Source organism: Streptomyces sp. NPDC047917 (assembly GCF_043204345.1).
Classification (GTDB): Bacteria; Actinomycetota; Actinomycetes; order Streptomycetales; family Streptomycetaceae; genus Streptomyces; species Streptomyces sanglieri.
Genome location: NZ_JBIDCA010000010.1, coordinates 118,516 through 141,873, shown reverse-complemented (window position 1 = coordinate 141,873; position 23,358 = coordinate 118,516). Strand labels below are relative to the sequence as shown.

The 23,358-nt window shown below is 70.0% G+C and carries 23 protein-coding genes; 10 read left to right on the top strand and 13 right to left on the bottom strand.

Features of this window, described 5'->3' with window-relative positions; translation table 11 throughout:
- The first annotated feature begins 33 nt into the window (after positions 1-33).
- A complete protein-coding gene (locus ACGF8B_RS24625) occupies positions 34-459 on the top strand; it encodes a MerR family transcriptional regulator (RefSeq protein WP_392742337.1) in 426 nt (141 codons plus the stop codon).
- Positions 460-567: 108 nt separating this feature from the next.
- On the opposite strand, the gene ACGF8B_RS24620 is transcribed toward ACGF8B_RS24625, so the two are convergent.
- The 4 genes from ACGF8B_RS24620 to ACGF8B_RS24605 all read right to left on the bottom strand — a co-directional run bounded on the left by ACGF8B_RS24620 (position 568) and on the right by ACGF8B_RS24605 (position 4,698).
- The gene (locus ACGF8B_RS24620) at positions 568-969 is read right to left on the bottom strand and encodes a GNAT family N-acetyltransferase (protein WP_392742334.1); all 402 of its coding nucleotides are present in this window, start codon (positions 967-969) and stop codon (positions 568-570) included.
- Between the two features lie 10 nt (positions 970-979).
- Positions 980-1,627, bottom strand: a complete 648-nt coding sequence (locus ACGF8B_RS24615; protein ID WP_392742331.1) for a GNAT family N-acetyltransferase — start codon at positions 1,625-1,627, stop codon at positions 980-982.
- A 213-nt stretch (positions 1,628-1,840) separates the two neighbouring features.
- Positions 1,841-3,640, bottom strand: a complete 1,800-nt coding sequence (locus tag ACGF8B_RS24610; protein ID WP_392742328.1) for a hypothetical protein — start codon at positions 3,638-3,640, stop codon at positions 1,841-1,843.
- Positions 3,637-4,698, bottom strand: coding sequence for an ATP-binding protein (locus tag ACGF8B_RS24605; protein WP_392742325.1), 1,062 nt, complete (start codon positions 4,696-4,698; stop codon positions 3,637-3,639). Before ACGF8B_RS24605 ends, ACGF8B_RS24610 begins: the two co-directional genes overlap by 4 nt.
- 737 nt (positions 4,699-5,435) lie before the next feature.
- On the opposite strand from ACGF8B_RS24605, the gene ACGF8B_RS24600 reads away from it, so the two are divergent.
- The gene (locus ACGF8B_RS24600) at positions 5,436-6,578 is read left to right on the top strand and encodes a hypothetical protein (RefSeq protein WP_392742323.1); all 1,143 of its coding nucleotides are present in this window, start codon (positions 5,436-5,438) and stop codon (positions 6,576-6,578) included.
- 325 nt (positions 6,579-6,903) lie between these two features.
- Here ACGF8B_RS24600 and ACGF8B_RS24595 read toward each other — a convergent pair whose 3' ends face one another.
- The gene (locus tag ACGF8B_RS24595; protein ID WP_392742320.1) at positions 6,904-7,368 is read right to left on the bottom strand and encodes an SRPBCC family protein; all 465 of its coding nucleotides are present in this window, start codon (positions 7,366-7,368) and stop codon (positions 6,904-6,906) included.
- Positions 7,369-7,423: 55 nt separating this feature from the next.
- Here ACGF8B_RS24595 and ACGF8B_RS24590 point away from each other — a divergent pair, with 55 nt between their 5' ends.
- From ACGF8B_RS24590 to ACGF8B_RS24580, 3 genes are all read left to right on the top strand, one after another.
- Positions 7,424-8,023 (top strand): TetR/AcrR family transcriptional regulator, encoded by a 600-nt coding sequence (locus ACGF8B_RS24590; protein ID WP_392742956.1) that lies wholly within the window; start codon positions 7,424-7,426, stop codon positions 8,021-8,023.
- A gap of 105 nt (positions 8,024-8,128) precedes the next feature.
- Positions 8,129-8,653, top strand: a complete 525-nt coding sequence (locus tag ACGF8B_RS24585) for a hypothetical protein (protein WP_392742319.1) — start codon at positions 8,129-8,131, stop codon at positions 8,651-8,653.
- A 262-nt stretch (positions 8,654-8,915) separates the two neighbouring features.
- Positions 8,916-9,680 carry a GNAT family N-acetyltransferase gene (locus tag ACGF8B_RS24580; RefSeq protein ID WP_392742954.1) on the top strand — a complete coding sequence of 255 codons (765 nt, stop codon included), beginning with the start codon at positions 8,916-8,918 and terminating at the stop codon, positions 9,678-9,680.
- A gap of 233 nt (positions 9,681-9,913) precedes the next feature.
- Here ACGF8B_RS24580 and ACGF8B_RS24575 read toward each other — a convergent pair whose 3' ends face one another.
- From ACGF8B_RS24575 to ACGF8B_RS24555, 5 genes are all read right to left on the bottom strand, one after another.
- A complete protein-coding gene (locus tag ACGF8B_RS24575; protein WP_392742316.1) occupies positions 9,914-10,306 on the bottom strand; it encodes a VOC family protein in 393 nt (130 codons plus the stop codon).
- 411 nt (positions 10,307-10,717) lie between these two features.
- Complete coding sequence (locus ACGF8B_RS24570) at positions 10,718-11,626, bottom strand: class I SAM-dependent methyltransferase (RefSeq protein ID WP_392742313.1); 909 nt, start codon at positions 11,624-11,626, stop codon at positions 10,718-10,720.
- Between the two features lie 168 nt (positions 11,627-11,794).
- Positions 11,795-12,898 (bottom strand): NAD(P)-dependent alcohol dehydrogenase, encoded by a 1,104-nt coding sequence (locus tag ACGF8B_RS24565; protein ID WP_392742952.1) that lies wholly within the window; start codon positions 12,896-12,898, stop codon positions 11,795-11,797.
- A 2-nt stretch (positions 12,899-12,900) separates the two neighbouring features.
- Positions 12,901-14,307 carry an aldehyde dehydrogenase family protein gene (locus tag ACGF8B_RS24560; RefSeq protein ID WP_392742309.1) on the bottom strand — a complete coding sequence of 469 codons (1,407 nt, stop codon included), beginning with the start codon at positions 14,305-14,307 and terminating at the stop codon, positions 12,901-12,903.
- Between the two features lie 8 nt (positions 14,308-14,315).
- The gene (locus tag ACGF8B_RS24555) at positions 14,316-15,092 is read right to left on the bottom strand and encodes a (5-formylfuran-3-yl)methyl phosphate synthase (RefSeq protein ID WP_392742307.1); all 777 of its coding nucleotides are present in this window, start codon (positions 15,090-15,092) and stop codon (positions 14,316-14,318) included.
- Between the two features lie 513 nt (positions 15,093-15,605).
- On the opposite strand from ACGF8B_RS24555, the gene ACGF8B_RS24550 reads away from it, so the two are divergent.
- The 3 genes from ACGF8B_RS24550 (at position 15,606) to ACGF8B_RS24540 (ending at position 17,767) form a co-directional block, all read left to right on the top strand.
- Positions 15,606-16,109 (top strand): DUF4232 domain-containing protein, encoded by a 504-nt coding sequence (locus tag ACGF8B_RS24550; RefSeq protein ID WP_392742305.1) that lies wholly within the window; start codon positions 15,606-15,608, stop codon positions 16,107-16,109.
- 402 nt (positions 16,110-16,511) lie between these two features.
- Complete coding sequence (locus ACGF8B_RS24545) at positions 16,512-16,949, top strand: hypothetical protein (protein ID WP_392742302.1); 438 nt, start codon at positions 16,512-16,514, stop codon at positions 16,947-16,949.
- Positions 16,950-17,179: 230 nt separating this feature from the next.
- Positions 17,180-17,767, top strand: a complete 588-nt coding sequence (locus tag ACGF8B_RS24540; RefSeq protein WP_392742949.1) for a TetR/AcrR family transcriptional regulator — start codon at positions 17,180-17,182, stop codon at positions 17,765-17,767.
- A 14-nt stretch (positions 17,768-17,781) separates the two neighbouring features.
- Here the strand turns inward: ACGF8B_RS24540 and ACGF8B_RS24535 are convergent, their stop codons facing one another.
- Positions 17,782-18,801, bottom strand: a complete 1,020-nt coding sequence (locus tag ACGF8B_RS24535; protein ID WP_392742299.1) for an SMP-30/gluconolactonase/LRE family protein — start codon at positions 18,799-18,801, stop codon at positions 17,782-17,784.
- 195 nt (positions 18,802-18,996) lie between these two features.
- Here ACGF8B_RS24535 and ACGF8B_RS24530 point away from each other — a divergent pair, with 195 nt between their 5' ends.
- Positions 18,997-20,802 (top strand): flavin-containing monooxygenase, encoded by a 1,806-nt coding sequence (locus ACGF8B_RS24530; protein ID WP_392742295.1) that lies wholly within the window; start codon positions 18,997-18,999, stop codon positions 20,800-20,802.
- 136 nt (positions 20,803-20,938) lie between these two features.
- Positions 20,939-21,499 carry a hypothetical protein gene (locus tag ACGF8B_RS24525; protein ID WP_392742292.1) on the top strand — a complete coding sequence of 187 codons (561 nt, stop codon included), beginning with the start codon at positions 20,939-20,941 and terminating at the stop codon, positions 21,497-21,499.
- Positions 21,500-21,923: 424 nt separating this feature from the next.
- Here ACGF8B_RS24525 and ACGF8B_RS24520 read toward each other — a convergent pair whose 3' ends face one another.
- Together ACGF8B_RS24520 and ACGF8B_RS24515 are read right to left on the bottom strand one after the other, a co-directional pair.
- Positions 21,924-22,514, bottom strand: a complete 591-nt coding sequence (locus ACGF8B_RS24520) for a TetR/AcrR family transcriptional regulator (protein ID WP_392742289.1) — start codon at positions 22,512-22,514, stop codon at positions 21,924-21,926.
- A 13-nt stretch (positions 22,515-22,527) separates the two neighbouring features.
- Positions 22,528-23,109, bottom strand: coding sequence for a sugar O-acetyltransferase (locus ACGF8B_RS24515; RefSeq protein ID WP_392742287.1), 582 nt, complete (start codon positions 23,107-23,109; stop codon positions 22,528-22,530).
- Positions 23,110-23,358 lie beyond the last annotated feature (249 nt).

Below are 23,358 nucleotides of genomic sequence, written 5' to 3'. Positions count from 1 at the left end.
AGACTGCACGCTAGGTCAAGGTACGTTGCTGTGATGAGCAAGGACACGGGTGGCCTGCCCATTGGGAAGGTCGCCGAGATGACCGGCATGAGCGTGCACGCACTGCGGTTCTTCGAACGCGAGGGCCTGTTCCTCCGCGAGATCCCGCGCTCCGGTGGCGGGCAGCGGATCTACGAACAGGCGGATGTGGACTGGCTCGTGCTCTGCAGCCGGCTCCGGGATTCCGATATGCCCATTGCCATGATCAAGAAATTTGCCGAACTCGTCCGGTCCGGGCCCGGCAATGAGCCGGACCGCCTTGCGCTGCTGCGCGATCACGAACGCAACGTGCGGGCCAGGATCGACGCCCTGACCACGAGCCTGGACGTCATCCACAGCAAGGTCTTGACGTACGAACAGCATCTCAGTGGCGGGACGGCCGTCGGGCTCTGGTCGCCGACACCGGCACCGGCACATTGACCCTGCTCACTCTCCGGGACGTGTCGCGTGCGGAACCCGCCGGTGGACGTCCTCGCCGCTGTGGCCCCGGGCGGACTGCGTGGTCGGGGCGGCTGATCCCGATCCTGGTCACTTCCGCACCCGCGGCCACTCGTGGCGCAGCAGCCCGAAGACCAACTCGTCTACGCGCTGCCCGGCCCGGTGGATGCTTTCGCGCATGACCCCCTCACGCACGAAGCCCACGCCCTCCAGCAGTCGCACCGAGCGCGGGTTGTCGGCGAAGACCTCTGCCGTGATCCGATCGAGTTCGAGCACATCGAAGGCGTACTCGACTGCGCGTGCCACCGCCTGATGCCCGTATCCGAGCCCCCACAGTTCCTTCTCGCCGATGACGATGCCCAGCCGGCACCGTTGGTGGGCTCGCTCGATGAGCGCAAGGTGGAGGAACCCGATGGGCTCCGCACGGCCGACGAGGCCGGTCGCGAGATGGACGGTTTCCTCGCTCGGGCGCATCCACCGCTCAAGCGTCACGGCGACCTGCTCACGAGTGAAGACGAGTGTCTCGTCGTCGCTGAGCCGCTGGATCTCGACGTCGTTCTTCGGTCATAGCAGCGAGCGTATGGCCGCCGGCCGGCCGGAGGGACGGCCGGAGGTCGCCGGGCAAGAGGGAGAAGAGAACCAGGTCGACTTGAGCTCCGTGCACGAAGCCGGCGTTTCGCAGGGTGCCTTCGCGGTGGAAGCCGGCCTTGAGGGCGACTGCCTGGGACGCGGTGTTCTCGGTGGCGGCTCGCAGCTCCATCCGTTGGAAGCACTGGTCGGTCAGGAGCCAGTGCGCGAGCGTGCGGGTTGCTTCGGCTGCGATGCCGTGACCCCGCGCCCAGGGTGACACCCAGTAGCCGACTTCGCTCACCAGCGCTCGCCAGTCCGTTTTCTTCAAGCCGACTTGGCCCATCAAGCGCTTGGTGCCGGCGTCGGTGATGGCGAATTGGATGCCGTCGCCGCTGTCTCGCATCGCGTGTGCAGTGGTTGTGCACCAGGCTGTGGCATCGTCCAGCGTGTAGGGCCGGGGCAGCGGTAGCCATCGTTGGGTGATGGGGTCCGAGCAGCTTGCGCGTGTGTCCGGGATGTCACCGTTTCCGAACGCGCGGAGGACCAGTCGCCTGCTGCGCAGGACCGTCTCGGGGAACATGTTCGTCTCCACTGGCAACCGACGGATTGTCCCGGGAAACAGTAACGAGAACCGCCGGTCCGAGGATCGGCCGCCTGGTCGGAAGCGAACAGTCTGCCAGTCAGCCGCTGTGGCTGGCTCCTCGGCTCGGGCTCGGGCTCGGGTGCTGGGGAGGCGGCAGATGTCTGTGCCGGGTTCGATGATGGTGCCGTTGACGTCCGACCGCGTCCCGCTTCAGCTCACGTGGAACAGCGGCCCCCGAGCCGTGAAAGGCAGCCGTCCGCCGCGGGGCAGCAGGTAGGCGTGCTCCGTCCTGATCCGCAGCACGTCGCACTCGCCGTCGGTGATGACCAGGATCGGGGCCCCCGGCGGGAAGTCGTCCGCCCGGTGCAGCAGGTCGATGCCGGGCTGCAGCAGCGTGCCGCCCCGGCCGCGGACCCGCAGGCGCTGCGCGATCTCGGTGACCGGCAGGTAGCCCGCGTCGTGGGGCGCCGCGTCGCAGAACACGACCCGGGCGGCCGGTACATCGCGCGCCACCGCGTACGAGGCGATGGCGCCGAGCCCCTTGCCGAGCAGGGTTCGGTTCATCGATGCGGAGGTGTCGAGGACGACGCCGAAGGTGCAGCGCTGCACCTCCTCGGGCGGGAAGTGCCGGCCTGCCCGGGGGATGTCCGGGGTGGACGCCTGGCGGCGCGCGGGGCGGGCGAAGCTGCGGATGGGCTCCGGGCTCGGAACGAACTCGTCGAACCAACGGGCGAGTTGTGTGTCCCAGGGCAGCGGCGGCTGGGTCAGGGCACGGATCTCCTCCACCAGGCCGGCGGGCAGCATCGACCGCTCGCTCTGCCGGTGCAGGTCGAAGCCCTGGGTGAGGCCACGCCGGTAGAACGTGTCGAGGTCGGCGTAGTCCCCCGGCGGGCGGAGCGGTTCGCCGAGGATGTCCCCCACGCCCTTGCCGCGCAAGGTGGCCAGTCGCCGGATCCGGCGCAGGTCGCCCGCGATGCGGGCGTAGATCTCCTCGGCGGACAGGCCGGCGAGCTCCGGATCGTACAGCAGCCCTTCCGGCATGTCGCCGACCTGCATCTCGCGCAGCCATTGATTGATGACGTAGTCGGCGGCGATGTTGAAGAGATACGGGTCGCGGGCGCCGCAGCGGTCGGCGTGCCGCAGTGCGGCGTGCAGCATTTCGTGGGCGAGCACGAAGCGCCACTCCTCGTCGGTGAAACGGCGGTACGGGTTCAGGTAGATCTCCCCCGCCGACGCGTCGACGGCGGCGACGGAAATGCCGTGGGCGCGGGCGAGTTCGGCATCGGCGACCAGGGTCATACCGGCCGCGATGCCGCCGAGCAGCGGGTACGAGGAGACGAACCAGTTGAGCGCGTGCTCCCACGGCGGACGCCGGGCCGCGTCACCGCCGATCGACTCGCGCAGGCCGCCGGCCACGTCCATGGCCCGTGACATGGTGCGGGTCAGGGCCTGCGCGAAGGCCAGTTGCCAGTCGGGGGGATCACCGAAACCGCGCCAGGCCAGCAGGAGTTGGTCGCCCGCACCGTCCGCCGTTCCGCAGTGACGGTAGTCGGGCGGGATCCCGTCCCGCCGCCAGCGGGCAGCGAGCGCCTCCTCGTCCCCGCCGGGGTAGGAGACGGGCAGTTCGTCCGGCGCGCGGCCGACCGGGAAGGTCAGCAGGAAGCGGTTGACCACGGCGCAGCGCGCGGCTTGGTCGTACGGGTCGGCCTGCGTTCGCTCGCCCGGGGCGGACGGTACGTGCCCGAAGCCGAGGTGGATGACGCAGTGTGCCAGCGCCCAGGCCCATTCGGCAGGTTCGGCGTGGCGGGTGGGGTGCGCGTGGACGGTGCCGGCGGAGTCGACACGGGCGAAACCTTGGCCGGGCGCCAGCGCGCAGCCCTTGTCCCGGCAGAAGGTGGCCCCGACGACCGCCAGTGCCGGATTGGCCCGCAGCAGCGCGAGTCCGGCCTCGAACGACTCGGCCGCGTGGTCCGGCCGGGCCGCCGCACGACGGCCACGAGGGTGTCTCATCGCCGCGCCTCGACCAGGCGCGGCATGTCGCGCGCCGCCTCCACCAGAAACCAGGCGGGCAGCACGGGCTGACCGTCCGCGTCGTCCGCTATGACCGTCTGGGCGACTTCCACCGAGATCTCTGCAAGTTGCACGAGCAGAGACTTGGCGCGGTACGCGGTCTGCCGCCCTGCGGCGCCGACGTGTTCCTTGGAGGCGGGCAACTCCCTGATCAGGCGGCCGCGGAAGGAGTCGGCCAGATAGTAGAGCAGGTCCCGGTCCTCCAGCCGGCGCGGCCAGGAGGCGTCGCCCTTGATGATGGCCTCGATGCCGTACTCGTTCCGGACGATCTTGGCGTAGCCGCAGAAGGAGACGGCATGGGCGGGCGTGAGCGTGCCATGCGCGACGATCTTCAAGGTGTCTTCGTCGAGGGCGGGGCCGAACGAGTGCAGGGCGTCGGACAGCATGTGCCACGAACGCGGTGTGGAGAACGGCTCCTCGGTGCGGGGCGGCTTCGACCACAGATGGTCGGGCCGGTCGGTCAGGTAGTCGGTGATCCACGGGTGGATGCTGTTGCCGGCGGCCCAGGTCAGCCAGTCGGTGGCCGATGCCTCCAGGTGAATGTGAGTGAGGCGGTTCACCAGAGCCGAGGCTATGGGTCTGGCCAGGGCGTTGTCGGTGGCCCGGTTTCCGGCACCGATCACCAGGGAGCCCGGGGGCAGCTCGTAGCCGCCGATCCTGCGGTCCAGGATCAGCGAGTAGAAGGCCTTCTGCACGTCGAGGGTCGCCGCGTTGAGTTCGTCGAGGAAGAGGCAGTACGGCTCGTCGCGGGCGATGGACTCGGGCGGGCAGAACACCGACCTCCCGTCGCGGATCTGCGGGACGCCGATCAGATCCTCGGGGGCGAGCTGCGTGCCGATCAGGCTGACGCATTCGAGTCCGAGCGAGTCCGCGAAGGCGCGCACCAGCGACGACTTGCCGATGCCGGGTGCTCCCCAGATGAACACCGGCCGCACCGTGGCGAGTCCGAGCAGCAGCTCGGGGATCCGGGCGGGGGTGACGGACACGGCAGCCTGCAAGGCTCGGCTCCTCGGGGCGGGACGGCACAAATGACGGAAGGTGTGACGGAACGAACGACCGCGCGCCACCGTCTCCGAAGGCGCCCGGGCGTTCCAGTGTGCGCGGGCAGGGGGGACGACGCAGCTCCTTTTCGGCTGCGCAGCGCCTGGTGGGCCTGTTCCGCGCCCACCGGTTCGCTGTCTGCTGTACCGGGTCAAAGAGACCGGGCCCGGCGGGCAGAAGGCCCAGGAACGTCCACCTGCCGAGGTGCGCACCCGCCCGGGACCGGCCTTGCAGTGCCCTGACGTGCACCGCCCCGGCCCGGATCGCATTCCCATGGTCTGCCTGCTCGGCGACGGGCCGACGCCCGCTGCGCCGCGCTCCGCGACGGCACCTTCCACGAGTCCTGGCTGCCGCGGCGACTTGAGGCATCCTTGCCCTAGCCCGCGCCCGGCAGACGGGTCGGCCAACCGTGGGGGCCTGGCTGCCGACCACACCGGTCAGCCGGGACCGGTCAGACACACCGGAAGGGATCCCACGGCCCACCCGATGACCGGTCGCGATCCGTGGTCCGCAGCCGACCCGTCCGGCCCTGGCGGGGACGACTGTCCTTGCGACAGGCAGCCCGTCGTGGGAACGCCGTCGCGACGCGGCGGGCGACGGCCTCATTCCCGTCCGCCGTGTCGAGTGCGACAGGTGCGGTGCCATCTCCGGTTTGAGTGGTGCCGACGATGTCCCGCCGTGCGAGGATCCCCCGATGCCCCCACCTCTGGATGTCGCCGTTCCTGCATCCGCCGAAATCGAGGCACTGCTCACGGCCTCCGTCGGCGTCCCGACCACTGTCGAGCGCATCGAGCCGCTGCACCATCCCTGGGTGCTGCGCGCCCACCTGGCAGAGGCGACCGGACTCCCCGGGACGGTCATCGTGAAATGTCTCCGCCCCGAGGGATACGGCCTCCGCTCCGCCGCGGAGCTGGCGCGGTGCGAGCACGCCGCGCTCGCCTTCATCGCCGACGACCTCCGCCTCGATCTCGCGCCGGGCCTGCGCGCCGCCACACCGGACTCCCGGCTGCTCGTGCTGGAGGACCTGTACCCGCGCACTGAACTGGCCGGACTGCTGCACCGGGACGGTCACACCCCGGCTCTGGACGCCGAGCTGACCGCCTTCGCCTCCTCGATGGGCGAGCTGGCCGCCGCATCCGCCGGCCGTGGCGCGCTCTTCAACGCCCGCCGCACGGCGCTGGGCACCAGCACTGACCGGTTGGGCGACTGGGAACACGCCCACACCGGCCTCTGGCGTATCGGGCTCGTCCGGGCCGCCGCATTCGGCGTCCCGCTGTCGGCCGCTGCGGAGCGCGATCTGGAGGCGGCCGTGACCGAACTGGCAGATCCGGGCCCATTCCTGGCCCTGACCAACGGCGACTCCGAGTCACACAACTTCCTGACCGGGCCGGGCGGTGGCGGCAAGCTGATCGACTTCGAAGGGGCGGGATTCCGCCACGCCCTCACTTCCGCGACCGGCTTCACGGTTCCCGGTCCGGACTGGTTGGGAGTATCGGGGCCGGCTCAGGTCGAGGCGTTCCGCCGAGCTCTTGCCCGGACGGTCCCCGAGGCCGAGGACGACCACCGGTTCGGATTCGGCCTGGCTGCGGCTGCCATGGTGTGGGTGATGATGCGCACCGGCCGGCTCAAGACGCTGGACACACGCAGCCCTGGCAACAGCTCCCGCATCCAGATGGTGGCTCTGCTGGAATCCGGAGCCCGCACCGCCGAGGCACACCGGGTACTCCCCCATCTGACGGCCTGGTGCCGGTCCACGGCAGACCTGCTGCGCCGCCGCTGGCCCGACACCGACGTCGACAGCGCCGCCGTCGCCCCCTACACCTGGCGTGAACGGTAGGGCGGGAGTCGGACGGTCGCCGCCATGGAGGTGCCGGTCATCGGCAGTGGTTCAGGGCTCGGTGGGTACGTGGGAACTGGTCGCGATGGCGGCGGAGGAAGGTGCGGTCGGCCCATGCGGTGCGGTGCGGTCGGTTCCGGAGACGGTGGTTTCTCCCCCTCCTTGACCGCGTTGCCGAGGGCGGTACGTCATCCCGAGTTCAGGCGCGGTCCCCGTACGTGAGCGGGAGACACCGGCTCGGGCGGCCCGATGCCGACTGCGGGCGGAAAGGCCCTGGGCCTCGTGTGCTGTGTCGGGCGGAGGGTCGAACCGGCATGTACCGATGTCAGGATCCGGCAGCGGACAGGTGCCGGACCAGCTCGGTGGCCAGACGTCGCATGACCGTACGGTTGGCACGCCGCATCGTGGTCCGGACGACGGGCGCCAGCAGGCGGTCGGCGAGCGGGGCGCGCACCCAGGTGTACGTGAACGCCACGTGGCTTCCGCCGGTCCGCAGCGGTTCGACGGTGTAGGTGCCGTGGGCCAGCCGCCGGCCACCCGCACTGACGTTCCGCTCGACGATGCACAGCGGCGGGTCGGCCCTGACGACCTCGATGCTGACGCCGGTCTTCTTGCCGCCCAGCGTGGCTGTGACCGTGGCGCACGATCCGATGCCGCGGTCGGGGCCGCTGTAGCTCCATCCGGTCAGGTAGTGGTTGGTGAACCGCTCGTGATGAGCCATGACATCGAGGAAGTCGTAGACCTGCTCGGGCGTCTGCGGTACGTCGATCGATACGGTGACTGACCTCATGTACCACACGGTACACAGAGCATGTACCAATTGGTACACTCGTGACGTGGTGGATATGGACGGCTCGCGCACTGAGGACAGGTCCGCGCCCGGCACCGACGGGGACCGACGCTCTCAACTGGTGAACGCGGCTGTCGACCACGTCGCGGCACACGGCTTCGCAGACCTGAGCCTGCGCGGCCTGGGTGCCGCGATCGGTGTCAGCCACCGCATGCTGATCCACTATTTCGGCTCGAAGGAAGCGCTGCTCGTCGAGATCGTCCGGACGTCGGAGCAGCGCCAGCGCGATCTGTTGTACCGGCTCCGCCTGGAGCCCGGTCTTTCGCCCTCCGGCACGGCGAGGCTCCTCTGGCGGCAGCTGACGGATCCTCGGCTGGCCGGTCAGGAACGGCTCTTCTTCGAAATCTGCGGACACGCGCTGCGGGGCCGCCCCGAGGCCGCCCTGGCCCTGGACGGGTTCGTGGACGACTGGCTGGAGCCGCTCATGGCCGCCGAAATCGCCACGGGCAAGGACCCTGTCGCTGCCCGGAACCGCGCCAGGCTTGGACTCGCCACCGTCCGCGGTCTGCTGCTCGATCTGCTCGCCACCGGTGACCGCGTCGGCGTCGACGCGGCGATGGAGGAGTTCTTCCGGCTGTACTACGGCTCGGAGTGACGCAGTCACCGGTCGGCCCGAACGAGGGGTGCGGCGCACACCGCGAGCGGCGGCGCCCGCTTCCCGATGATTCCTTTCGATCTGGCGAGCCGTATGGTGCGGCCCATGGAATCGTTGATCGCTGCCGTACGCGGACAGGCCGAGGCTGCCAGTTTCCTCGCGTGGCCGGGTGACTTCGACCTGGACCGAGGTGACCATGTCGAAGAGGTGCACCTCGCCTCGGGAGCCGCGCTGGAGGGTTTCGCCGGCGACGGCGCCGGGGGCACGTACTTCTTCTGCGGTGAAGGTGGGGAGGACCGTCCCATCCTCTATGCCGACTCCGAAGGAAATGCCGCTCTGGTGGCGATCGGCCTGCCCGAGCTCCTGCGGCTGCTGCTGGTCGCCCCTTGGTGGCGCGACTGCCGAGCGTTCACCGACGAGGAGAGCCGCGAACTCGCGGCCGAGTACGTGGAGGACATGCCGGATCTCGTGGCCCGGAGAGACCGTGCCGCGGCAGCCCTGGGCCTGGACTTGTCGGACGAGGCAGAAGTCTTGGCCCGCTTGCGGGAGGTAGCGGTTCGAACGGGAGAGAACTTCGTCCTCGTCTTCACCCCGGAGGGCCACTCCTACGAGCCTCTCATCACGAGCTGAGACGTCCCGCGGCAGCACGCACGCACCCTTCCGGGCAACAGGGATCGGCCCACGGAGAGGCGGGGCAGAAGCGGGCCGCGGTCTTCGGGTCGATGCTGGAGACCTCGTCGTCCCACACCAGGGTTGCGCATCGCATGCACCGGTCGCGGGCGCGACACCGTCGACGGACGACCCGAAAATCGGATGCGGCTTTCGTCCAGTCACGCTGGGATCAATCACCATGAATAGTTATTTCCTCAATGAAGCCGACCTGATGGGCAGGATGGAACGGAACCTGGCGGAACATGCCTGTCACCTGCACTGGGGTATGAGCGGTGCGAGCGTCACGGACGCTGGTGACCTCCTGGTCGCCGACAGCGGTCTGGACGACGACACTTTCAACATCGTTGCTGCGGCCCGCTTCACCGCCGCTACCGCCCCCGCACGTATCACCGGGACCGCTCGGGCGCTGACCCGCACCGGCCGTCGCTTCTCCTGGTGGGTAGGGCCCGCCTCGACACCGCTGGACCTCACCACCCGACTGATGGCGGCCGGTCTGCCGGCGTCCGAACGCGAGACGGCGATGTGGGCCGGACTGGACGACGCCCTGCCACCGCCTGCCGCCCAGGGACTGGACATCCAGCAGGTGGCCACGCCCGCGCAGCTCGCCGACTACGCCACAATTCTTGCCGCGAACTGGGACCCGCCCGCAGACACCGTCCGCCGCTTCTTCGCCCAGGCCGCCCCTCAGGCTCTGGCCGCGCAGTGCCCGGCCCGGTATCTGGTCGGCTACGTGGAGAACCGCCCGGTCTGCTCCGCCGAAGTGTTTCACCACGCGGGAGTCGCCGGCATCTACAACATTGCCACTCTGGCCGCCCACCGTCGACGCGGCTACGGCGGCGCCATCACACTCGCGGCACTCCGCACAGCCCGAGACCGGGACCACCGCATCGCGGTGCTGCAAGCGTCAGCAGACGGCGAGCCCGTCTACCGCCGCCTGGGGTTCCGCCCCTGTGGTCAGTTCACCGAACACGCCGTCAACCCCTGAACCACCCCGAACTCCACAGCCCGGTTCCTAGCTCCCGGGGCACCAGGGGGACCTGGTGCCCCGTCCATCCAACAGGCCGGGCGGAACACCGTGGCTGGCGTGTCGTCGGTGGCCGGCAGGATGCCCCGACACCAGCGGCAGGGCCCGCAAGGGGCGGTCGTGTTCCGTGTACACAGGACGGGCCCGCCACCCGGACAAGGAACGACGGTTGGCGGCGGGCCGCCGAACGGCACTCAGTACGCCTGGATCTCCAGAAGGTTCCCGTCGGGATCACGCAGGTGTGCCGCTCGCAGACCCCAACCCGGTAGATCCCGGGCCGGTGCCACCAGGACCGCACCGTGCTGTCGGCACAGCGCGACCGCCGCGTCCATCGCCTCAGCGTCCGGGACAGGCACCACGAAGGTGGCACCACCCTCATCAGGAGCCGACGGAACCTCGCCGACGAACGCGTCCCGCTGCATCACGGCGAACGCGGTCGCCCCCTCGGGCGCGTCCCAACTGGCGTACCCGGACGCCGCGTCACCGTGCGCGAGCGCATATCCCGTCAGCTCGGGCAGCACGGCCGCATAGAAGGCAAAGACGGCAGGATAGTCCCCGGCGAGTACACGCGGATACAGAGCGAACATGCGTACCAACCTAATAGTCAGGTTCCCTCGACCGGGCCGGATCCCAACATCTTCTGCCCATCGATCCGGTCAGCTCTGCCGGGCACCTCTGCTCCACGTCGCCGGCCGCCCCGTTCTCTCGGCAGCTGAGGCACGGTCGATGGGCCGCGTCCGGCGCCGCGTCCCGTGCTGTCCACCTGTCGTGCAGGGCGAGGATCTCGGAGCTGCTCACAGCCCGTCAGGATCGGCGCCGAGGGGCTTGTGGTGGTGAAGCGTTCCGTGCGGCGCCGGGGCGGCCTCGGCCAGGAGGATGATCCTGGCGCGCTGTCTCCACATCTCCAGGAAACACTCCTTGTGACTGGTGCGCCGCTTCGGATCACCGCCCGGCCGGAGGAGCACGATCGGCGGTGGCCGGGGCGCCCGACGGCAGCGTTACGGGTGGTGCTTGCTCGCGAATACCCACCGGTTGCCTGCCAACGCGTCGTTCGGCTCGGGCAACGGTCCGCGTCCGTGCCGACGGGTGAAGTCGAAGGGGGTCCGAACCGATGTGTCCCAGCCCCTGCTCGCCAGGTGACCGACGGAGTCCGGCCGCGGCTCTCTGTCGAACAGGTTGAGCAGGTCGATGCCGATCTGGTGCGCCGTCGCGGTATAGAGCGGGCTGTCGCGGTATTCCAGCAGGTCCTTGTCGAGCTTGACCTCGTACGCCAGCGCGCTTCCTCCCGTACTCAACCGGTCCACCGTGTCGATGAGGTCCGTCTCGGCGGCGGCGGGCAGGTAGAACAACAGCCCCTCGGCCAGCCAGACGCTCGGTGCTTCCTTGTCGAACCCGGCGTCTGCCAGCGCTCGGGCCCAGTCGGCGCGCAGATCGATCGGGATGGGCATCCGCGCAGCCTTCGGAGTGGCCGACAGCCCGTCGAGCACCGCGTGCTTGAACGCCAGCACGCCTTCCCTGTCGATCTCGAAGACCACGCAGCCGGGAGGCCAGTCGAGTCGGAACGCCCGTGAATCCAGCCCGGCCCCGAGCAGGACCACCTGCCGGGCGCCACCCGTGTGTACAGATCGGAGGAGAAAGTCGTCGAGGACCCTTGTCCGCAATCCGAAGTAGCGCGCGAACCGGCCCCACAGTGGGTTGGTGTCGCCGTCCGGAACCTGCTGTATCCGGACCGGCCAGTGGGCGGACGCCGGTGCGGCGAGCACGAAGTGCTCCGCGTAGATGTCCCGTGCCAGTGTGTCGTGGCGGTGGGTCTCGATCGCCCGTGCCGCGGCGACCAGCAGAGCGGTCAGGCCGACACCTCCTTCCACGCCCTCCACGCCGGTGTTTCGAGACGTTGTGCCGACCACGTGTTCTCCTTCGGACAGGCTGGGACCATGAGCAACGAGAAATGCGGATGATGATGGATCAACGGTGGACGCGCGACGCCGCCGCTCCAGGCACCCCGTGCCCCGGGGAGCGCCCGACCCCGCACGGTCCTGCTACTGGCGGCCGGGCAGAGGCGTCGGGTGCCGCGATCAGCGGCCCTGTCCCTCCGGAAGCAGGACGGGTTTGACCACACGGCCCGCGTCGCAGTCGCGTTCGGCTTCGTTGATGTCGGCGAGTGGGTACGTACGAATCAGCTCGTCGAAGGGGAAACGCCCGGCCTGCCACAGCCCGGTCAGCCTCGGAATCATCAGTCCCGGCACCGCGTCCCCCTCACAGATGTGCGAGATCCTCCTGCCCCGGTCCAATGCCCCGGGTTCGAGCGGCAGCACGGTATGGAGCCGTGCCACCAGACCGAGATGACCGGTCGGGCGCAGGGACCGTAACGCGTCGTTGATCAGTTGGACGGAGGCCGTGGTGTCGAGTGCGTACTGCGCTCCGCCGTCGGTCAGTCGCCGGATTCGGCCGGGCAGGTCGGCCGACGCGGCGTGCAGCGGAATCGCGCCGAACCGTTCGGCGAGAGCCAGCCGTTCGGGGTGTCGGTCGACAGCCACGATCACCGCTCCGGAGGCGGCGGCCGCCATCACCGCGGCCAGGCCCACCGCTCCTGCGCCGAAGACTGCGATGGTGTCGCCGGGTCCGGTGCCGAAGGAGTTGAAGACCGCTCCGGCGCCGGTGAGGAATCCGCAGCCGAGCGGTCCGAGCAGTTCGACGGGCAGCGAGGGGTCGACCCGGACGGCATTGCGGGCCGGGACCACCGCGTACTGCGCGAACGAGGACTGGCCGAACCACCGGGGGGCCAGTTCGCCCCCGGCTGCGTCGCTGAGCCGCGCGGACTTCTCCTTGCGCCCTCCGAAGAGGTTGAGCGGGGCGAAGGAGTCGCAGTAGGCGGGAGCTGCGTTCATGCAGTTCCGGCAGTGTCCGCAGGAGTCGAAGCTCAGCACGACATGGTCGCCGTTGCTGAGGCCGGTGTGCGGGCCGCCCGTCTCCACCACGACCCCGGCCCCCTCATGGCCGAGAATCGCCGGCAACGGTGAACGGCCGTCCGAACGCCGGACCGCGAGATCGGTGCGGCACATCCCGCAGCCCGCGATCCTGACCAGGATCTCGCCATCGGCCGGTCCGGTGTTCAGGGTCACCTCCTCGACGGCGAATCGACTGTCGTACGCGCGCAGTACGGCCGCGCCGAACCTCATCGTCATGCCACCTCCGGGCGGTGCACGACGAACGGTCTGAGGTTCCCGTAGAGCCCCCAGGGTCCGCCCGCGACGCCGACACCGCTGTCCTTGATGCCTGCGAAGGGCTGGGCGAGGGACAGTTCGGCGTGATGGTTGATCCACGCCGTGCCGCACTCCAGCCGGTCGGCCACCGCTTCGGCCCGGTCGAGATCGGTCCCCCACACCGAGCCGCCCAGCCCGAAGCCGGTGTCGTTGGCAGCCTCGACGGCTTCGTCGAGGCTCCGGTACGGCAGCACCGGCAGAACCGGACCGAACTGCTCGTCCGTCACCACCGGACTGTCGGGGGCAACATCGGCCAGGATCGTCGGGGCGTGGAAGTAGCCCGGTCGGTCCAGCCGGTGGCCACCGGCCGCTGCTCGGGCACCGTCCGCCAGGGCCTGTGCTGTGTAGCGCTCGACCCTGGCCAGTTGGGGGATGTTGTTGACCGGACCCAGCTGCGTGTCCGGGTCGAGGCCGGATCCGACGACGGTCGTCCTCGCGCGCTGTGCGAGGGCCTCGACGACGTCGGAGTAGAGCCGGGCCGGAGCGTAGACGCGCTTGACCGCCATGCAGACCTGCCCGCAATTGCGGAACGCCGCCCAGAACAGCCGGTCCGCGATCCGCTCCACGTCGACGTCCTCCAGGAGGATGGCGGCATCGTTGCCCCCCAGCTCCAGGGTGACCCGGCCCAGCGACGCCGCCGCGCCTGCCGCGACGGCCCGTCCGGTGGGAATCGAACCGGTGAAGGTCACGTGACGGATCCCGGGGTGCGAGGCCAGGCGGGCCCCGAGGGGTTCATGACCAGTGATGATCGTGAGCACGCCCTCGGGGAGGGCGGCGGAGACAACGGAACCCAGCAGCCGTGTGGCGAGGGGCGTGAAGGGCGAGGGCTTGAGCACCACCGTGTTGCCGGCGGCGAGCGCGGGTGCCAGTTTCGCCGACGCCAGTTGGAGCGGAAAGTTCCACGGGACGATCGCGGCGACGGGCCCGAGCGATCGCCAGCGGATCTCGCTGCGTACCGGGCGGCCGTCGGTGAGGGGGCTGGGTCCGGGGTCGAGTTCGGCGAAGTAGCGCAGCCGGGCGGCTGTGCGGGCGATCTCCGCGTACGACTCGGACAGGGGTTTGCCCTGTTCACGGGTGAGCAGGGCGGCGAGCTCCGCCCCGGCGGCCTCCGTGGCGTCGGCTGCCGCGAGCAGGGCGGTGATGCGGGCGCTGCGGTCGGTCCGCCAGTCGCGCCAGGCGTCGTGGGCCCGGCCGACCACGCCGTCCAACTCGTCCGGTTGCAGGTCGGGAGCCTCCTCGAATGCCTCGCCCGTGGCCGGATCGAGGACGGCGAAGTGCTCACCGTCGGTGCCGGGCGACGCCTGACGGGGTTGGTCTGTCGACATTCCCGCGGTCAATTCGCGGCGGTGACAGCAGCCGCGTGTTCCCGGGCGTGCCGGTCCATCTCCGTCCGGAAGGCGGCCACCAACTGTGGCTGAATCCTTCCGGTCGTGCGGTCACCCCTCTCGCAGACCGCTCCGCGCACTCCCACAATGTCCGTGCCGATGCGGGTCAGCGTGCCGAGGTCTCCCGCCTTCACACTGCCGGCGAGCGCGGCGAGCAGCCCGGCCTCGTGGGCCCGCCGGACGAACTCCGCACAGGCCTCCGGTGGAACGTGGTCGAACAGCCGGGTGCCGTCCTTGACCGCGGTGTCGAGCATGGCCGCGTCGGAGCCGGAACGGAGAGCGATGTCGGGAAGTGCGAGCGGGTTGACGCAACCGATCCGGTGGGCGTCGGCATAGCCCGAGGCGACGACGAACGCGTCCGGCCGGTAGTCCTTCACCGCCCGGACGACGCCCCTCATGACGTCGATGGCCTGTTCGGGCGTCGTGCATCCGTAGAGGCCGACCTTGATGTACGTGGCTCCGGAGACAGCCGCACCGAGTGCCGCCTGGGCCACCGTTCCGGGCTTGTACGGGACGTCTCCCACGGTGGCGGACACCGGCTTGTCCGCCGGCACCGCGTCACGGATCTCCTTGATGACCCACGGAAAGTTCGCGCCGAGCGATCCCTCGTCGGGCTTCTTGACATCGACGATGTCGAGGTGTTCCGCCGCCTTCGCGCAGTCGAGGGCTTCCTCGACGCTGTCCGGGGAGATGAGAAGCAACAATGTGGACTCCTTCCACCGCATGTGCACCTGTCCGAGGGGCAGGTGTGCGGTGTCGCCTGGATTCCTTGCGGTCGGCTCATCATTGCCAGGGTCCGTGTCCACCGGTAGGGCGCGCGGAGTCGGAGCGGTGTTGCCGCCGCGTTCCCGGTGCGCCGTGCACGCCGGTTCGAGCCGGCACATGCATCGGACCAGCACATGCCCGAGCCGTGGACGTCCCGGCCGTTCACGGACAGCTCGCTGCTCCGGTCGGCCCGGCCCCGGTCGACGACAAACTCCGCCAGGTTCTCCCACGGGCACACGGGCACACGGGCACCGACTCCATCGGCGTCGTACCGCAGCAGGACGGGTAACCGGCGGCCGGTCGGACGCGGGCGTCCCAGGCCGTCGCCTGCCCGGGACCGCTGTGCGGTGGTTGCCGTCACGATCGTGACGATCCTGGGACATTCCCGGCGAGTGAGCGGGGGCACAGATCAGACCGACCATGGCTCCGGCGGAGAACAGCCGCGGAGCCATCGAGCAAGGCAAGGAGTACCCATGCGTGCAAACCGCAGGACCGCCGTCACCCTCACCGCCGTGCTGCTGGCCGCCGCGGCCCCCGCAGTCGCCCAGGCTTCCCCGGCAGCGGAAGGCGGTGCCGCCCCCTCCGCCTGCCGTCCGGCCAATCACACCGCGAAGATCACCGATGCCCCCGCCAGCGCTGGGCACCACCACTACCGCGTCACCCTGACCGCGCCGCGCGGGTACGACCCCTGCGAACTGGCCGGTTCGCCGACCGACGTGCGGTTCTCCGACCACGGCTCGCAGATCCGGCTCACCGCCGCCCGATACGGCGACCAGCACACCGCGGTGACCTTCGGCCCCGGCCACCCGGTGCACTTCGACATCCAGGTTCCCAACGACGCCCGCCAGGTTTCCGCGGACGAGGCGTCCTTCACACTCCAGGCTCCGGATGGGGAGATCCCCGGCACGTCCTTTGCCGAGGGCACGCTGAAGGTTGCCACCGGAACCCTCATCGGCCCACTGCGGCAGGGGGCCTGACCAACCTGCATGCCGGTAGCGGTACCGGTACTGGTGCCGGGTGCTCGCACCGGTACCGGTGCCGGTTCGGCGCCGACGCCAGTTCCCGTGGGCAGGGCCACCGTCAGGCCCCTCGATCAGGCACGTTCAGCAACCCGGGAGCGGCGTCCGCCCGGTATCCGGACCCGCCCGCGCAAGGGTCCACGCGCAGTGCAGCTTGAGCGGGATCGGTATTGCGGACCGCGACACGTCCCGCGCCCTCGTCGTGGACGGCCTCTGCTCACATCTCTTCGTTCCGACGCTTTCCATTCCCCTTGTCCCTCGCTCCACAACACCCCGCCCGTACGGGAGAAAAGCCTGCCGCCACCGTCCTGTGCGGCACGCTTTAAGCTCTCCCTCTATTCGAACGGGAGGGGCGGAAGCGTGACAGCTTGGGGACTGGTAATCGAGACGACCGTGGGCCTCGGGGAGCGCAAGCACACGGAGGCGTATGTGCTGACGCATGTGGAGGGCACCCGCGAAGAGGCTCTGGTGGAGTTGGAGCGGCGTGCCCGGAAACATTCGCCGGAGCACCCCAGGAGTCCGAAGCGGCGTCGGCTCTTCCGGGAACGCGACGGTTTCCTTCTGGTGATCGACGGCGCCTGGCAGTCGTTCAGCACGCGGTTCACGGTGGCGGAACTGCTGGACGACAGCGCCGCTCCCGCCCCGCCACCGCCGACGGAGGTGGCCCCGCCCGAGGCCGAGCCGGATCCGGCGGAGACGGTGCGGCCTCCGTCTCCGACCTCGACGCCGCCGGTGGAACGCGATGCCGACGGAGTGCCGGTGCGGCCCACCTGGTGGGGCCGTACCGACCTTCCGTGACGACCGGTCGCACCCTGCCGGGCCTCCGTCGGATTCCTCGCGGAGGCCTTGCACACCGCGGGTGGGGCCACCCGTCGGCTGTCTTTCGATGAGGGTGGGGGTGCCGGCTGCGGCAAGGGCGGCCGAGCGGCGGGAGCGGCAACGGCACAGCCTCCCGGCTGCCGTACTCCCGCCACCGGTGCGGAAGGGGAGAAAGGCCACGGCCGCCCGGCCGGTACGCTGCCGGGGTGATGGAGCACACCGAGCAGGAGGGGCGGCGACCCGCGAACGACGGGCCGAAGGCCGCCGCCCGTAACCGCGCCGCTCTGGTCGTCGCTGCCCGGGAGATCTTCGCTGAGCACGGTCTGGAGGCGCCCCTGTCCGCGATCGCGCGCAGGGCCGGGGTCGGGCAGGGCGTTCTGTACCGGCACTTCCCGGACCGGACTGCCGCGGTGGCTGCGGTCCTGGAGGAGAACGTGCGGCAGGTCGAGCAGGCTGCCGACGCCGAGGGGGCGACGTTCGCCGATGTTCTCGGTGTGCTGACCTGGCATCTTGCGGAGTCGGCGGCTTTCATCGGTCTTCTGCATGCCGACCGGGCGGGCGGCCGTTCCGGCATCCGCGCGCATGCCCTGGCGCTGTCCGAGCGCGTCGAGCGTGCCCTGCGACGTCATCTGCCCGACGGTCATCGGCTGAGTGGCGCGAGCGATCTCGTGCTCGCGGTCGCCATGGTCTCCGCCGCCGTCATCGGCCCCACCCGCGAGGAGCGGGAATGCCGGGCGCTGGCTGCCTGGCGGCTGCTCGGTGTCGAGGTGGGACCGGTGCGGGCCTTCGGCGGATGAGTGGAGGCCGGGTGTCAGCCGCCGTTGGACTGCCGGATGCCTTTCGCGAGCGCGTCGAAGCTGTACAGGTATCCCCCGGCGGGACCACTCACCGTCAGGTACGCCTTGGTCCCGCCGGGAGTGATGGCCACGTTCGTCGCCGACTCCAGTCCTTCGGTCCGTGCGGGAATCTCGACTGTCGCCAGTCGCTCGCCGTACCGGTCGTACACGGCCATCGCGGCCCGCCCGTGCAGTCCCTGGTAGAGGTTCCCGTCCGCGTCCACGGCGATCGAGTCGGTCTGGGCGATCCCGGCGTCGACGCGGATGGCCGTGTGCCGGGAGGTCACCACGCCCTTCGCGTCGAGGCGCAGGTAGGAGATCCGGTTCTCGGTGAGTTCGCTGAACCACAGCCCGCGGTGGTCCGCGTCGAACGAGACCCCGTTCGGCGCGGCCAGTTCCTTGGCCAGAACGGTGGCCTTCGCGCCGTCGCGGCTGATCCGCACCACCCGTCCGTGCGCCTCGCCCTCGGACAGGCCGCGTGAATCGCTGACGTACAGGTTGCCCTCCTGGTCGAACGCGATGTCATCGGGATTCATCTGCGCCCCGTCGACCTCGCCGGAGAAGAACGTCCGCTTGTCGCCACCGCCGGGGGCCAGGCTCACGACCTCCCCGTGGGCGAAGTCGCTGAGGTAGAGCCGTCCGTCGTACGGGCTGAACTGCGCCGAGGTGTAAGCACCCCGGCCGTCGGTGTGGACCGCCCGGAACGTCTTCTTCCCGACGTCGACGCGCATGACCTTGGGCTTGCCCTCCGGCGCGGTGACGTCCACGACGAACAGTCCGCCGTCCGTGCCGAACGTCGGGCCTTCCAGCAACGTCATCCCGGTCTCGCTGTGCGCCCGGGTCAACTGCATGAACTTCTGCGCGCGGATGGTCCTGCCCATGGAGGCGGACACCGCCGCTGCCTCGGGATCGCCGCTCTCCGTACCGCATCCGGTGAGCACCAGCGTGCCGATCACGGCGAGCGCGGCAAACGATCGGGCCGGAATTCGCTGCATGGGGGAACACCTTTCCTGTCCGTTGCGTGGGGTCCGAAGGCCAGGGGGTACGTAGCGCGCCGGAGGCGTGAACAGAACCTGGCCGGGTTTCGCTCTGCCTCCGAACTCCAACCGGACACCACTGTCCGGTAGTTGCTACCGTAGCGGACGGCCGCCCGCTCGTGGTGGCCCCACCGACCAGGATCGAGGCCCCGCATGACGACCCCTCACGCGCCGGCTGCCCCCGAACTCGCCGCATTGAGGCACCGCTACCGCCTCGAACGCGAGCGGCGCGTCCGCCCCGACGGAGCCGCCCAATACCGCGACGCCGACGCCGAGTTCGGCTACTACGCCGCCGACCCGTACACGGAGGGGCCGACCGAGCGCGGCCCTCTCCACGACACCGTCGATGTCGCAGTGATCGGCGGCGGTTTCGGCGGCATCCTCGCCGCGGCGCGACTCCGGCAGCAGGGAGTGGAGCGCGTCCGGATCGTCGACAAGGGCGGTGACGTCGGTGGCACCTGGTACTGGAACCGGTACCCGGGCGTCCACTGCGACATCGAGGCGCACGTGTACCTGCCGATGCTCGACGAGACGGGATACGTACCGGAGTGGAAGTACTCCCCCGGTGATGAGATCCGCCGCCACGCGGTGCGGATCGCGCGCAGGTTCAACCTCTACCCGGACGCACTGTTCTCCACCGGGGTCACTGCTCTGACCTGGGACGAGACTTCCGAGACATGGATCGTGGCCACGGACCGCGGCGACGCCTTCCGGGCCACGTACGTCGTCACCGCCACAGGCACCCTCACCGACCCGAAGCTCCCCGGGATATCCGGCATGGAGGACTTCAAGGGCCACACCTTCCACACCTCTCGATGGGACTACGCCTACACCGGCGGCACCCCGGAGGGCGGCATGACCGGCCTCGCGGACAAACGGGTGGGCATCGTCGGCACCGGGGCCACCGGCATCCAGGTCATTCCGCTGCTGGCCGAGGACGCCGCACACCTCTATGTCTTCCAGCGCACCCCCTCCACCGTGGATGTGCGGGCCAACCGCCGCACCACCGCGAGCGACGTCGGAGCCGACCGCGAGGGCTGGGCCCACGAACGACGCGAGAACTATCTCCGCATCGTCTCCGGCGAACCGGAGGACCGGGACCTCGTGGCAGACCAGTGGACCGCCTCGGCGGGCCTGCTGGAGAAGCTGCTGCCGAGCTTCCGGCGCCAGGGCGACCGGAAGACCTTCGAAGCCGCCTACGAGGTGGCCGACGCCGCCAAGATGAACGAGCTACGTGCCCGGATCGAGCAGACCGTCACCGACCCCGAGACGGCCAGGAAGCTCCAGCCCTGGTACCGCTACGCCTGCAAGCGGCCCACCTTCTCCGACCTGTACTACCCGGCTTTCAACCGCGACAACGTCACCCTGGTCGACACCGCGGACACCCACGGCATCGAGCGCATCACCGAACACGGCGTCGTGGTCGGCGGTATGGCGTACGAACTGGACTGCCTGATCTTCGCCACCGGATTCAACGTCGGGACCTCCGGCATTCACTCCGGCAAGCTCCCCGTCCACGGCCGGGGCGGCATCCAACTCCTGCACACCTGGGCACAGCAGGGCCCGCGCACGCTTCACGGCCTCACCAGCAACGGCTTCCCGAACCTGGTCCAGATGGGCCCGCTCCAGAACGCCAGCAGCGTCAACTTCACCCACATCCTTGACGAACAGGCCGTCCATGCCTCCGCCCTCATCGCGGCCGCCGAAGCCGGGGACGCCCTCATCGAACCGTCCCGGGAGGCCGAGGACGCCTGGCTCGCCGTCCTGGCCGACGGCGCACCCGACCACGAGTGGTTCCATGCCGAGTGCACACCCGGCTACTACAACCGCGAAGGACGCGGCCGGCCCAACGGCCCGAACGCCTACCCGCACGGCGCCGTCGCCTTCCACCGGCTCCTGAAGCAGTGGCGCGACAATTCCCTGGGCGAAATCCTCCGGGCCAGGACTGCCACCCGGTGAGGAGGTGCCCCGATTCCGTTCCGAGGAGTTCCCGCAGGCCCGCGGAGGCCCCCTGCTGATGCGCACCGCCCCGGGCGCGGAGCCTGCCGCTCAGCGCCCGAGGGCATTGTCCGAGGTGGTGGGTACGATCCCGGGCATGCGTCTTGAAGATCAGCTGGACACACTGGCGGGACTGGGCTTGCCGCTCGCGGTCGACCGGACCGTGGACGAGTTGCTGCACTCGTGGCCGCGGGAGGCATACGAGCGCGAGCCGTTCGACCTGGTGCTGTTCGCGCTGGGCTGCATGGTCGAGGACGAACCGTGGGAACGGTGGTTCTGCGACCGGGCCTGGCACTTCGATACCGAGTGCGTCCGCGGCCAGGGTTCGTACGTGGCGATCGCCAGGCAGCTGTGCCGGATCTCCGGCAGGCCGGACGCGTTGTCCGGCCTGCGGGACCACGTCGACCTCGGCGCGGAGGAAGCATGGATCGAGTACACGGCCGACGGCCGGCGGGTCAACTGGCCCGTCGAAGTCCGGGACGACTGGGCCGACCTGATGGTCGTCGGCTACCTCATCGACGAGCTGGAACACGGGGGCCGGCGCTTCCACGTCCGGCACAACGGCCAGGCCATGACGCTCTTCTTCCTCGACGAGCAAGCGGCCGTACGACTCAACGCACTCGCCGGGGAACAGGTGGTCTCCCCGTTCCCCGGGTAGCCGGCCCGCTGTCAGCGCCTCACCGTGCCGGTGCGGGGGCACCGGGCGCCCGGCAGCGCGGTGACTTCGGCTGCTTCGGCCATGACCACACGACCCGGCAGAACGTCCTGCGGAGTGTCATCGCGCCGACGAAATCCGGCGGTACCTGGCGCGTCCGGATCAGCCACACCGGCCAGGCACAGGCCGGTGCCCTGCCGGGGGGGGCGAGGGCACCGGTGCGGGCGCGAAGCGCCGCCTGGTCCAGTTGTGGCCGGCCACCACGCAAGACGGCGCGTGCGTCGGCAGCGGCGGCCTGGTGTCCCGGCCGCATTGCCGGGCGGATGCCTTTCAGATCTGCCGAGAAGTGCCGTTGGCCTTGCTCGTCTACGGCAGCAGCGACGATCGATGACCTCCGGCAGCAGTCGACGCGAACTCCTGCGACGGACTACTGACCAGCGGCACGATCGGCCGGGCGGGTCCGAGCGGCTGCGCCGGAGGGCCCGGTGATGCGCGTGACCGCGTCGAGGGTCAGCATTCGGTCGTGGGGCTCCGTGGCCAGGGCGCGGTGGAGGGTCAGCCCCTCGATGAGGGCATCGAGTTGGCGGGCCGTGTCCGGGTCGAAGTGTTTCTCCAGGTGGCTGCGGCTGCGACTCATCCATTCATGGGTGAGTTCCCGATAGGAGGGCCGGCGGGCGGCGAGGGTGTAGAGCTCCTGGGTGAGAACGAGGTCGCGCCGGCTTCCGTCGGACAGGGCGTGGATGAGGTCGGCCACCGCTTCTCGGACCTGGTCGCGGTCGGCCGGGGCAGCGAGGTGCTCGTCGAACAACGCGACGATGCGCCCGGTGAAGTGGCGGAACGCCTCCCGGAGCACCTCGTCGATCCCACTGAAGTGGTAGGTCATCGAGCCCAGCGGGACGTCCGCGCGCGCAGCGACCTTCCGGTGAGAAACTCCGGCGGTGCCTTCCTCCGCGATGAGGTCGAGCGTGGCCGTGAGGATGCGTTCGCGGCGCTGTGGGTCGGCGTGTCCGGTAGCCATGGTCGTCGCGGCCTCAGAGGGTGCGGACGGGGCGGGCGGGGTTGCCGAAGGCTACGACGTCCGCGGGGATGTCCTTGGTGACGACGGCACCGGCACCGATGACGGAGTTGTCCCCGATGGTCACGCCGGGGAGCACGATCGCACCTCCGCCGATCCATACGTTGTCGCCGATGACGATCGGCTCGGCGGCTTCCAGCTTGTCTCGACGGGGCTGCGGCTCCAGGGGGTGCGTCGGGGTGAGCAGTTGGACGTTGGGGCCGATCTGGCAGTCCTCGCCGATGGTGACGGCCGCGACATCGAGGGCGGTCAAGTTGTAGTTGACGAAGGTGCGCGCCCCGATCGTGATGTTGCTCCCGTAGTCCACGTACAGGGGCGGCCGCACGTGGACCTCGTCCCCCACCGAACCGAGGAGTTCGGCAAGAAGAGACCGGGCAGCGTCCGCGTCTTCGATGTAGGCGGCCTGAAACCGGGCGGCCAGACGCACGGCTCGCTGCTGGCGGACGGCGATTCCGGGGTCGTCGGCGATGTAGAGGTCGCCCGCCGCCATGCGTTCGAGGTTGGTGCGCGGGTCCTGTGCAAAGTAGTCCGTAGGCATGCGTACGATCGTACACTCCAGAGTGTACGATCGTACGCTCCACCTTCCGGTGCGGCGGGGCAGGGGATGCCCTGCGGCAAGGCGGAGCACCGCCGGTCGGCGCAAGGGCTGCTTGTCGGCGCCGTGGTCCGGCTCCGTTCACGCTCGGAGCGCCGTCACCTGGAGCCCCCTGCTGACAGTCGCCGCCCGGGCTGCGGCGACCACCTGCTCGCACGCGGACACGGGCCTCCCGTACGCATCCGAGCACAT